The 12,193-nt window shown below is 39.7% G+C and carries 11 protein-coding genes and 1 pseudogene; 1 reads left to right on the forward strand and 11 read right to left on the reverse strand.

The annotated features are described in order from the left end of the window. The first annotated feature begins 8 nt into the window (after positions 1-8). On the forward strand, positions 9-1,061 hold the full coding sequence (gene virB11, locus ACFIKJ_RS02505) for a P-type DNA transfer ATPase VirB11 (RefSeq protein WP_375653608.1): 1,053 nt from the start codon (positions 9-11) through the stop codon (positions 1,059-1,061). A gap of 834 nt (positions 1,062-1,895) precedes the next feature. Here virB11 and ACFIKJ_RS02510 read toward each other — a convergent pair. From ACFIKJ_RS02510 to ACFIKJ_RS02560, 11 genes and pseudogenes are all read right to left on the reverse strand, one after another. After that, entirely contained in the window at positions 1,896-2,102 is a 207-nt protein-coding gene (locus tag ACFIKJ_RS02510) for a type II toxin-antitoxin system RelB/DinJ family antitoxin (RefSeq protein WP_375648956.1), read from the reverse strand. Positions 2,103-2,180: 78 nt separating this feature from the next. Further along, complete coding sequence (locus tag ACFIKJ_RS02515) at positions 2,181-3,014, reverse strand: BID domain-containing protein (protein ID WP_375653693.1); 834 nt, start codon at positions 3,012-3,014, stop codon at positions 2,181-2,183. Then, complete coding sequence (locus tag ACFIKJ_RS02520; RefSeq protein WP_375625276.1) at positions 2,915-3,490, reverse strand: Fic/DOC family protein; 576 nt, start codon at positions 3,488-3,490, stop codon at positions 2,915-2,917. The genes ACFIKJ_RS02515 and ACFIKJ_RS02520 overlap by 100 nt, the downstream gene beginning before the upstream one ends. Beyond that, on the reverse strand, positions 3,441-3,704 hold the full coding sequence (locus ACFIKJ_RS02525; RefSeq protein WP_375670223.1) for a hypothetical protein: 264 nt from the start codon (positions 3,702-3,704) through the stop codon (positions 3,441-3,443). The genes ACFIKJ_RS02520 and ACFIKJ_RS02525 overlap by 50 nt, the downstream gene beginning before the upstream one ends. After that, complete coding sequence (locus ACFIKJ_RS02530) at positions 3,691-3,879, reverse strand: antitoxin VbhA family protein (RefSeq protein ID WP_375670224.1); 189 nt, start codon at positions 3,877-3,879, stop codon at positions 3,691-3,693. Before ACFIKJ_RS02530 ends, ACFIKJ_RS02525 begins: the two co-directional genes overlap by 14 nt. 196 nt (positions 3,880-4,075) lie before the next feature. After that, positions 4,076-4,321, reverse strand: coding sequence for a HigA family addiction module antitoxin (locus tag ACFIKJ_RS02535; RefSeq protein ID WP_375625273.1), 246 nt, complete (start codon positions 4,319-4,321; stop codon positions 4,076-4,078). Then, positions 4,293-4,454, reverse strand: coding sequence for a type II toxin-antitoxin system RelE/ParE family toxin (locus tag ACFIKJ_RS02540; protein WP_375626656.1), 162 nt, complete (start codon positions 4,452-4,454; stop codon positions 4,293-4,295). The genes ACFIKJ_RS02535 and ACFIKJ_RS02540 overlap by 29 nt, the downstream gene beginning before the upstream one ends. A 779-nt stretch (positions 4,455-5,233) precedes the next feature. Continuing rightward, a complete protein-coding gene (glmM, locus tag ACFIKJ_RS02545; protein WP_375625271.1) occupies positions 5,234-6,607 on the reverse strand; it encodes a phosphoglucosamine mutase in 1,374 nt (457 codons plus the stop codon). Positions 6,608-7,152: 545 nt separating this feature from the next. Then, positions 7,153-9,303 carry an ATP-dependent zinc metalloprotease FtsH gene (gene ftsH / locus ACFIKJ_RS02550; RefSeq protein WP_375626535.1) on the reverse strand — a complete coding sequence of 717 codons (2,151 nt, stop codon included), beginning with the start codon at positions 9,301-9,303 and terminating at the stop codon, positions 7,153-7,155. Positions 9,304-9,417: 114 nt separating this feature from the next. Continuing rightward, complete coding sequence (tilS, locus tag ACFIKJ_RS02555; protein ID WP_375626537.1) at positions 9,418-10,905, reverse strand: tRNA lysidine(34) synthetase TilS; 1,488 nt, start codon at positions 10,903-10,905, stop codon at positions 9,418-9,420. An 18-nt stretch (positions 10,906-10,923) separates the two neighbouring features. Further along, a pseudogene (locus ACFIKJ_RS02560) lies at positions 10,924-12,193 on the reverse strand (tol-pal system protein); the annotation flags it as partial.

Genomic DNA, 12,193 nt, shown 5'->3' on the forward strand with positions numbered 1-12,193 from the left:
GTCACATTATGCCCTCAGCAAAAAATGCAGAACGCGCCTCTATCGTTTTAACAAAATTAAAGATCTTAGATGACTTCCTTAATGATGAAAATTTATTTGAAATTGTCATCAATCGCCCCGGCGAAGTAATCGTTGAGGGTCCCAATGGTTGGCAAACCCACATCGTAAAAGAACTAACCTACAGCGAACTAGAAGGGATTGCAAAAGTTGTTGCTGCCTACACAACACAAAAAATCAGTGTAGAAAACCCCGTTCTCTCCGCAACACTGCCAAACAACGAACGCATACAAATTGTTATGCCTCCAGCAGTTGCTGCCAATACCATTAGCATGACCATTCGTAAACCTTCATCACGCACTTTTTCTCTTGAAAGTTTACATGAAAACAATCTGTTTTCTGTTACCCAAAACACCAGTTTCACACCCACGCAACAAATGACAGAACGGTTATCTGAACTCTCTGATACAGACAAAGAGCTAACAGATCTCTTTATCGCTAAAGATTTTTGCACCTTTTTAGAACGCGCCGTTATTACACAACAAAATATCTTAATATCTGGCAAAACCGGTTCTGGTAAAACAACCCTCTCTAAAGCTTTAATTGCAAAAATCCCTGACTATGAACGAATTCTCACCATTGAAGACACGCCAGAACTTGTCGTTCCGCACGCCAACAAAGTCCAACTTTTTTATTCAAAAGATAACCAAGGCTTAGCAAAAGCAGGCGCAAAAGAACTGCTTGAATCAGGATTACGCATGCGCCCCGACAGAATCCTTCTACAAGAGCTGCGTGATGGTACAGCCTTTTACTATATCCGTAATGTCAACTCTGGTCACCCAGGCTCCATTACAACCGTCCACGCCTCAACAGCACTTGCAGCCTTCGAACAAATGACCCTTCTTGTCAAAGAAAGTGACGGTGGTGGTAATTTAGCACGCGATGATATCCGCGGCTTATTAATCTCGATGATAGATGTCATCATCCAATGCAAACGCCTCGAAGGAAAATTTCGTGTAACAGAAATCTATTACGACCCCTTCAAACGCCGTGATGCTTTCTAAAAAAACGCGACCCTCACACCCCTTTTATACCAATAGAGCTTTCTTAAAAACACGATTATAAGCCGCGGATATCATCGCGTGCTAAATTACCACCATAGCTTCAAGTTCATTTTCAATGAATTGAAAGCAAAAAGAAGTAAAAATATCATCCCCATTCCCAATCACGCATGCGCCCCACAAAAAAACCACAACGTGCCGAAAATGATATCTATAACCCAATATTTTTTCTGATTTTTTTGACATCAACATTTGCAGGAATATAGATACCAAATTTCGTATCCACTTCACCTTTAGCTTCAGACAAAAGCTTCACAAACACCTTGTAATATACGAGATCCTGCTTTATGTGCCTTATCCATTATTATTCTTTTCGATATTCATCAAGGCGCAGTATAAAAATTTTCTTCCACGCATTCCTTTCTGATTTTATCAAATTGCCTCAAGATAATTGACTGTAAACATCTTCGATCAACACCGAAATATTTTGACCACCAAAAAAGGGTATAACCCTATATCTCCCTCTTTTACCCCTCATGCTTTAAAACCTAACTTTCCTTGGCTTCCCTCCCGTACCTTCCATAAAATCACCAGCATCTGGATGAGTAGCAATAAAAGAAACAATATCAAATAATTCTTCAAGCGATATGCCTTCTTCTTTTGCAGAAATTCAATAAGCTGCCGTTTCAATCACGGTTTGCATACATCATTCAATATACGGAAAACACCCATAACGATAATGATGTAAATGAAAAGCTAATTTGAAGTGAATGATCAGAAATATCAAATATCCAAATGATGAAACAAATCTTACCTATCTTTAGCAATACATATCTCTTAACCCTTATCACTTTTCTCAAAAGTTTTAAGCGTTTCCAAATTAGGAATATACATATCAAATGGCAATCCCTTTTCATAAACAACTTTTGTCAAAGCAATACGGATGAAATCAGACACCGTAAGTCCTAAATTTGCTAATATTTCACCGGATTTTTTTAACGCCCTATCTATGCAGGCACGTACAACATCTTTTGTCACACCCATATTAAACACCTTTTGAGTACCTCTCTTTTGTCATATCGCTTAATAGGGCTTATACAGCATAAGGCTTTATCCTTGCCCTCACCGTATCATATCTATTGATCTTGCACGCGCTATTGCGTTGATTTTCTCCTGTTGTCTCTGTTGCAAAAATTTAACCGCCATTTGAAACTCTTTTATGCAATCTTTATCATGAGACTGTTCTTTGGGGACCACTTTTGATAAATCAAAACCATATTTATGAATGGCATCATGTCCAAAACGTTTATCTAAAGCACTTTGTAGCTTTAAAAACTCTTGATTGATCTGCTCTGGTATCTTTGAATAACTATCACGACCAGCTTCAACATTTTTCATAAAAGTCACTGCTTCTTGTGAAAGCGAGGGGACTTCAACTTTCAATCGCTCACGCTCCCGTGTAAGCCTATTTATATGTCTCTCATAAGAATTCTTATAAAAGGATTGAAGCTTTTCAATAGAAGAAAGTGTACGAGGAACATGAGAAAGCGCTTCTTTTCGTTCTTTTCCTGTAGCCTTCAATTTATCGATAAAACGATCTGATCCACGCAGTTCTCCTGCTCTATCAGGTTCCCTTTCCAAAATATCAGATAATTTATCGCCTTTACCTGCTAAAATCGTTTGCTCAATCCTAAGCGCAGCCTCTTGTGGATCTCTATAAATAAATGCTAAACGACTGTTTAACTCCTTAAACATATTAACATAAGATTTTTCATTCCTAAGAGCGCTGAGCACCTTCTGTTCTAGATTAGAGTTATCCGTATAAGCAGCAAGGTATGGGGCTTTTTCTGTTGCTTTTAACGTAGCATTAACATCCCTTTGCGATTGCTCAACTTCAAGTTCTTCTTTTTGAAGTCTGCTAAAAGCTGTCTTTTCTCTATCCCAAGGAGTTTCAATCTTCTCTTTTTTTGTTCCAAGCACTCTTTATTAAGATCAATGCAAAAAGCAATATTTTTGCCAATACCTTGAGAAACATCATCCCTTTTATTTTCTGTAAACTTGGTAAGGTTCTTATAGATGAGTGCAGACAGATATTCTGAATTACCAAAATGTGCTTCAATTGACGCACGTGTCATTTCTTGTCGCTCAATACCCTTCCAGTTGATACGATAACCAGCTTCACAAGCAAGTTGCACCATAAATTCGCGCTGAGTGCGCCCATTCCCCTCTCGAAACGGATGCAACGCATTCAACTCGCCCATGTAATACCCAGCCCTTTGGCTAAAGTCATAAGCGCCAAGACCACGCAGATACTGTTCTTTTGCAAGCTTTTGTGTAATCTTCGGTGCATAACTTTCAATCTGATTATAACTAGCAAACATACTATTGCCTTTGGCAATATCCACTAAACGAACTTGTCCCGCGCCATTCATATATGTCACCAAACAGTCTTCTATGAATCTCTTTCATGTAATTCAGATCAAACTTACCACCAATAGGAGTATGTACAAATTCGAAAGATTTTACATAAGAAATCGTAGATTCTACACGCTGCAGTGTGGCTTTGTCTTTAATACCAAGCCGATTATACATCACACCAGTTTCAGGATCAGTATAAGGATCACCGCTCCCCTTATACTTCCCCACGTTTTACCCGCTCCATATAATCTTTGAGGATATCACTTATTTCAAGCTCTCCAATAATAACACGTTCCATTTGCTCAACGACTTTTGGATCTGGCTCTAATCCCTCTAAACGTTGGCTTGCCAATGCATTTTTAGCAGCAAAGCGACGCAGCTTAATTTCCTCTTCACTCAACATATAAAACCTTCCTTTGCTTATATTTATTATAGCCAAGCAGACTATAGAAACAAGATTTTATTGCCTTATCTTACCGTGTCACATCTTTTGCCTTTATCCGCGCTATCGCATTATTTTGCTCTTCCACATGTCTTTGTTGCAAAAATTTAACAACCATTTGAAGCTCTTTTATGCGTTCTTTATCATGAGACTGTTGTTAAAAAATTGCTTTTGATAAATCATAGTTTGTTTGCATAGCAAGCCAAGCACGTGCTGTGCTTACACCAGACATTTCAAGCCTAATAGCAAGATTAGCACTCATAGCGGCTTTTCCATTTAAAACTCTAGAAAGTGCTCCACGAGATATACCAAGCCACTCTGCTGCTTCATTAACGGATAAACCAAGCTCTTTGATCACATCTTCACGCAATAACTCACCAGGATGTGAAGGATTCTTCATCATTATTTAGATCTCCTTTTTGATGATAATTTAGATAATCAACCATTTCGACATCTATGCTATCAAAGCGAAATATTACACGACAATTTCCATTTACAGTAATTGACCAATAATCCTTGAAATCGCCTTTTAGCAGATGTAATCAAAAAGACGGATAACTCAAATCTTTTGGCGATACATCTACTTCAAGAGCACCTAGAATACGCTTTAATTTTTGAGCATGGGCGGTTCTAACCCCTTTAGTCGTACCAGTATTACAAAAAGCTTCAATTCTTTTATGTTTAAATCCTAAGATCATAAATTAATATAGCGTGTAACACTACAAGATACAAAAAACGTTCATAATTTTTATACCACAGGGCTTTTTTTACTTTATAAACATTAGAACTGTCGTGAAAAAATTGCTCATTCTCATCTCTTTCTAATTATTCTACTCATTATTAGAAAAGTATAAGTTCATAATTAGGAGGAGCTAAACGTAATAGGAGCGCATCATATCCCCAATTGGCAGCTGCACTTAGAAACATAACGACGATATAACCAATAGCCATTGCTGTTTGATGTTCATAAGGATCTGCCCCCGCTGTATATCCAGTAAAAAGAATGAATAAGACTAATAAATCCCCCCTGCTATAAACTCTGTTAAAATAATAACTGGTTTACGAATAAGTAAAAGAAAAAGGAAAATCAAAAAAGGTATATTTTAAATATCTTACGAACTATAGAACACTCTACGCGTTATATTTATTAGAACTCTATTTTTCTCTTTTTTATTTAATTGATTAGTAGATAGAATATCCATTACCGTTATTACATCACTCACATAGTTAATAATCACAACTTTTGTAATTGCCAAAATCCCACATTACAATAAGATCTTTATCAAAAGATAATCTGATAATTTTCTCAAAAAATTCAAGATTCCTCAAGTGCAGTACCCATGCGTACATCATGATGAATAATAACATCCATCAACTCTGTCACGACTGTGTCCAATACTTCTCGTGCATCGCCTTCAGCCATAAGGCGGATAACCGGCTCAGTTCCAGAAGCACGGATCACCAGCCGTGCCTCTTTTCCCAACCGCTTCTCTGCTTGATCAATGGCCGCTTTGACCGGATTTTTTTTCAAAACATTTTTATTTTTAATCGTTACATTTTTTAAAATTTGCGGTACAGGTTCAAACCGTTTACACAATTGGCTCATAGGACTTTGACTTTCCTTCATACAGGCTAAAATCTGCAATGCAGCCACCAAGCCATCACCCGTTGTACCAAAATCACTGAGCACAATATGCCCAGAAGCCTCACCACCAACATTATATCCCTTTTGGCGCATGGCATCGACAACATAACGATCTCCAACATTTGTCCTTACAAGGTGCAATCCTTTACTGTGCAAGAAACGCTCCAGTCCAAGATTTGACATAATCGTTGTGACAACACCATTGCGCCGTAATCGTCCCATTTTATGCCAATTTTCAGCAATTACAGCAATCAACTGATCTCCATCAACCGTTTGTGCTTTTTCATCAACAATGAGAACACGATCTCCATCTCCATCAAGAGCAATCCCCACATCAGCACGCACTTCATGCACTTTTCGTTTTAAAGAGCTTAAATCGGTTGATCCACATTTTTGATTAATATTGGTACCATTGGGCTCATCATGAATAGCAAAAACCTCAGCCCCCAATTCCCATAAAGCACGGGGAGCAGCTTTATAAGCAGCCCCATTGGCACAATCCACAACAATACGCAAAGCATCTAAGCGAACATCACGCGGCAAGGTTCGTTTGGCATATTCAATATAACGATAAATATCCCCCTCAACCCGCTTTGCATAACCAATTTCAGCAGAACTTGCTAAAGACTTTGAAAGATCTGTATCGATCAATTGTTCAATTTTAGCTTCCATATCATCTGAAAGTTTAAAACCATCAGGACCAAAAAGTTTAATGCCATTATCATAGAACGGATTATGAGAAGCAGAAATCATCACCCCAAGATCCGCTCGCAAAGAGCGGCAAAGCATTGCAACAGCAGGTGTTGGCACTGGACCCAATAAAAAAGCTTCCATCCCCGCAGAAGTCAACCCTGAAACCAAAGCATTTTCCAACATATAGCCAGATAATCGTGTATCCTTACCAATCACCACACGACGTGATTGATGTTGTGAGCGGAATAAAACCCCTACAGCCATCCCCACCTTCATGGCAAAATCGGGTGTCATAGGAAATGAATTGGCTTTCCCCCGAATTCCATCTGTACCAAAATATTTTTGCACCATGCCTCTTTCCTTTAATATATAATTCTTCCCTTGGCTTTTCTTTAAAACCCTAACAAGCCCCCTTGGTACAATAGTCCCCTCCCCATATAAAATCAGATCATTGATCTAAACCTTCATGCATTTAGACAATCAAGAATCCTATTCATCATCTACACATCTAAACCCCTCTCAACCCATTATGTTCACACCCTCACACATAAAAGCAATAGTATCTCCTCAAAATGCTTTACACATCTCCTGAACACAACCAAAGGATAATCTCACACATTTGCTAAACCCGTAAAAAACCCCAGCACCTAACCTCTAACCTTATCAAATCCGTAAGGAAATCTATCGCCAACCTCACACCTTGCTAAATCAGTAAAGGAAAATACCACCTCGCCTTATCGCCTGCTAAAACTGTCATCATACAACAGCTTTGCTTAATTTTTTGCTTCCATATTTTTGCAAATATTACATTAAAGGCGCAAGCTTTGCTTGCGCCTTTCTCAAAGAATTTAGAAGTTTTCCTAAAACATCGTTACTCAAGCGTTATTAAGCAGTTCTTATTTTTCTTTATCATCTCCCGCAGTACTGGGCTTCTTTTCAGCATTACTTTTAGAGCGGTTGACTGATTTTGTGGTACCTTTTGTGCTTTGCGCTTTTTTCTCAGTCTCATCCGATCGGACTTCATTAGACTGAGCCTCCTTAGGCTCAACATTACCGGATTTTGCTGTTTTTTTCCCAACAACTCCCTCTGCTTTGTCTGCCTCTAGTTTACTGATCTCTACTTTATGAGGCGCTGTGTTAGCGTTTTTTTCATCTTCCACTGTTGTCTCTGTCTTCATTTTTCCAGTTTTTGGAACAGAAGATCCCCGTGGCGCAGCATTCTCATCTTTCTGTGTGCGTGAAGGAGGCTTTCCTGCAATAACTTCGTTAATTTCAGCTCCCGTTAAAGTCTCATATTCCAACAAACCTTGTGCCAAAGCAAACCATTCTTTTCTTTTTGTTTTCAAAATGTTAGTCGCATTTTTATAGGCATCATCAATAAGCTTACGCACTTCCATATCAATCATGCGCGCTGTTTCTTCAGAGACATTTTGTGTTCGCGCAACAGAATGACCCAAAAAGACTTCATCTTGGTTATCGCCATAAGCTACATTTCCAAGCAGATCAGAAAATCCCCACCGTGTGATCATTGCGCGTGCTAGTTTAGTTGCTTGCTCAATATCAGAAGAAGCACCGGATGTGATATTTTCCTTTCCAAACTTTAATTCTTCAGCCACACGTCCACCCATCATAATGGCCAAACGAGAAATCATCCACCGATAACTCATGGAATAGCGGTCGCCTTCAGGCAATTGCATCACCATTCCCAATGCTCTTCCCCTTGGAACGATTGTTGCTTTGTGGACAGGATCAGCAACTGGCACATTAAGAGCCACAATAGCATGCCCTGCTTCGTGATAAGCAGTGAGTTCTTTTTCCTCTTGTGTCATAGCGGTTGAACGACGTTCAGCCCCCATCATCACCTTATCTTTGGCATCTTCGAATTCTTGCATCGTGACAACTCTTTTATTACGGCTTGCAGCCATAAGAGCAGCTTCATTGACCAGATTCATCAGGTCTGCACCGGAAAATCCTGGTGTTCCCCTTGCCAAAATTTTCAAATCAACGTTAGGTGCTAAAGGCACGTTGCGCACATGCACTTTCAAGATTTGTTCACGCCCAGAAACATCAGGATTTGGCACAACAACTTGTCGGTCGAAACGCCCTGGTCTTAACAAAGCGGGATCAAGCACATCGGGACGGTTTGTTGCGGCAATAAGAATAATACTTTCATTGGGCTCAAACCCATCCATCTCGACAAGCAACTGATTTAAGGTCTGTTCACGTTCATCGTTTCCACCACCAAGTCCAGCCCCCCGATGACGTCCAACAGCATCGATTTCATCGATAAAAATAATACAAGGTGCATTTTTTTTAGCCTGTTCGAACATATCGCGCACACGGCTCGCCCCAACACCAACAAACATTTCAACAAAATCAGATCCTGAAATGGTAAAGAATGGCACATTGGCTTCACCTGCCACAGAACGTGCTAGCAAAGTTTTACCGGTTCCAGGAGGACCAACAAGCAAAACACCGCGCGGAATACGTCCCCCTAAGCGTTGAAATTTTTGTGGTTCGCGTAAAAATTCAACAATTTCTTGAAGATCTTGCTTTGCTTCTTCAACGCCAGCAACATCTTTAAAGGTAACACGTCCTTGCGCTTCATTAAGCAATTTTGCTTTTGATTTCCCAAATCCCATTGCACCGCGTGATCCATTTTGCATTTGCCGCATAAAAAAGACCCACGCCCCCACGATAATAATAACAGGCAATAAGGAAAAGAGGAGATTGAGGAAAATGCTATTTCCAGAGCTTTCCGGAACAGCTTTAACATTAACGTTTTTGCTTTCCAATTTTTGTATCAAACCTGGATCGCGAGGAGCATAGGTTGAGATAGTTCTATGTTCAATGGTTTGTCCTGTTAATTTTTGACCTTGAATGGTCACAGATTTTAACTCATTATTCTCAACTTTTTGCAAAAATTCAGAATAGGAGACTTCTCCACCACCAGAACGCTGACTATCTCCATTAAAGAGAGAAAACGACACAATCAAAATGAAGGCAATAACTCCCCAAATAAGGAGAGAGCGGTAATTGGAATTCATATTCAGCCCACTTAATCAAATATAGATTTCAAACAGTTCCCCTTAACATATAACCTTGTCAGCCCCTTGCCAAGAGATGAGAAGCTGTTTATTTTCTTTTAGAGTAATTTTCCTTTATCTTTTCACCTTAATATTAAAAAAAGGTTCCACAACATTTACCAAGGCAGCATCTTCTCGTGAAGAAAGCCAATCGAAAGGTGCCATAATACGCTTGATTATAACATGTTTATGAACAACTGCTTGAGAAATCAACTCTGGAATATCATACCCTTTGTGATTTGAGATCATCAGCAGCGATTGTAAAGAGGGAAAATGAGGCTTTTCAAGCTCAAAATCGCTATTTTTTAATAAAAATTTCAGCTGTTCTAAATTTGCGGCTCCAACCTTTATAGCCTCAGATCCATGATTTATGATTTGATAGCGCCCATCCCATATAAAAGTTTTATCTGGCTCAACGATAGCCTCTTTCATATTTCGCCCTTCACGCCACAAAGAAATTCCGTGCTTGTTATATTCAATAACAGAGCCCGCATAAGTAAAACGCTTCTTTTCTGGAGAATCGAGACAGAGTTTTTGAACAAGCATGCTTAATTTCTGATTGGGAAGTAAATAAAATCCCCCTCCCATCAGCACCGCAAAGAGCCCCACCACAAAAGGAAAACTGGAATGTTTCTGTAAAAATAGCGCAGGCTTTGCTATGAAACAACGCCCATGTTGAACAGTAATATCCAGCGCTAAGATCAAATCAGCGATATTTTTCGCTTGTTGACGACGCTGCAATGCGGCTTCATTTATTTTTTGAGCAATATAAGCCAATTTTTCAGGATGAAGAGATTGACGCACGCGCACACGCTCAAATTTGCGATCTTCATTGGTTGGATCATCAATCCATGTTTGTCCTTGTAAGCGTAAATAATTCCGTAATGTTTGGCGTTTTACACCAAGGAGTGGACGAATCAAACGTACTTTTCTATGCAACAACGCTTCACGCGGAATACAGGATAAACCACGCTCATAGAGGAGACCATAGTTTTTTTCGGCAATATTTTTTCTCGTTTCTCTGGCATGATCCTCATCATGTATACCCTCGGCTTCACCGCGCAAAGAACCGGCAAAACCACTGGAATAAACCTCATCACGCATGGCACCAACTTCACCGTGCAACGCACCTCTATTTTTTTGGAGACGTTGATACCGCATTTGATAGGTTTCAACCTGATCATTGAGTGTATGGCCCGTCATAATAACTGATGCACCTTGTTTTTGTGCTTCTTTAACCAAAAGATCATAGCGTGCAACACGAGCACTGGAAGCAATATGCGTCTTTGGTTTTTCGCCTTCCCACCGCACAGCGATATGTTTAATGTGATAAACGCGACAAATTTTCGCAACAGTTTCTGCTTCACGCGTCGATTCTTTACGCAATTGATGATCAACCGTGACAACAATCATTTCTGGAGGAACTGAGAGAGTTTCCAAATGCTCTTTGACCAAAAGCATCAAAGCCAAAGAATCACTCCCCCCTGAGACGGCAAGAATCAACTTCTGACATTGAATAAAATCCGATGTTTTAAAGAGATTTCTTGCCAGTCTAACGCACACCGAAAACGACCTCGCTATTTATTCTGCAGGTTTACAAAAAATAGACTCTAGTGTGTTTTGACGTTTTGATTTTTTCACAAAATGAGCACAATCGTCTTTATTTGGCTCAAGAGCGACCATACTTCTTGCTAATTTCAGCAAAATCTCAGAGGTATAGAGCTTCTTTTTATCTGCATACCATGCGGTAAGATAAACTTGCGCTGCTTCATGATAGCGTTTTTGTCCCAACAAAGATTCAGCCAACCAAAATAAAGCATCATCACTCAAAGAATCTTTTTTGTAACGATTTTGAAAAGCGCAAAAGCTTTTTTCAGCATCAACATAGTTGGCAGAACGAATAAAATCATACCCTTCCTTATACAAAGCTTTAGAAGAAGAAAGATTGTCACTCTGATATGCTTCAATTGGAGCACTTACTTCATGCGCTTTTTTAAAATGTTTAGTGTTTTCATGATCATGGCTCTCCACCTTAGCTTCCACAGCAGCAACCTGTGTCTGATCACCTGCACTATGGTCCTGCTCCATCTCTTCTTTTACAGTCTGAGATTTTTCATCCACAGCGGACTTTTCAAAAGAACAAGAATAAACAGAAGAGGCTTTTTGATCAAAAAGTCCATGAAACTGCTTGTTAACATTTTTTAGATTGTTATGCTCAAGCACCATTCGTATTTTATGCAAAAGCTTATCTAAATCATAATCTTTAAATAAAGCCTGTTGATTCTCTAAAATAATCCCTTGGTGCTCCACAACACTAGCGGCTTTTTCCACCGCGCTAGATGCTGCTTTATCAGCTGCTTCAGGCGCTTTCTTCACTGCATCAATAGCCTTATCAACAGCGTCAGTGGCTTTTTCCACCGCGCTAGATGCCGCTTTATCAGCTGCTTCAGGTGCTTTCTTCACTGCATCAATAGCCTTATTAACAGCGTCAGTGGCTTTTTCCACCGCACTAGACGCTGCTTTATCAGCTGCTTCAGGTGCTTTCTTCACTGCATCAACAGCCTTATCAACAGCGTCAGTAGCTTTTTCCACCGCGCTAGATGCTGCTTTATCAGCTGCATCAGGTGCTTTCTTCACTGCATCAACAGCCTTATCAACAGCGTCAGTAGCTTTTTCCTCCACGCTAGACGCTGCTTTATCAGCTGCTTCAGGTGCTTTCTTCACTGCATCAATAGCCTTATTAACAGTGTCAGTAGCTTTTTCCACCACGCTAGACGCTGCTTTATCTGCTGCTTCAGGTGCTGTCTTCACTGCATCGACAGCCTTATTAACAGCGTCAGTAGCTTTTTCC

Origin of the sequence: Bartonella sp. PS7NMGDW (assembly GCF_042193585.1) — a bacterium.
Taxonomy (GTDB): Bacteria; Pseudomonadota; Alphaproteobacteria; order Rhizobiales; family Rhizobiaceae; genus Bartonella; species Bartonella grahamii.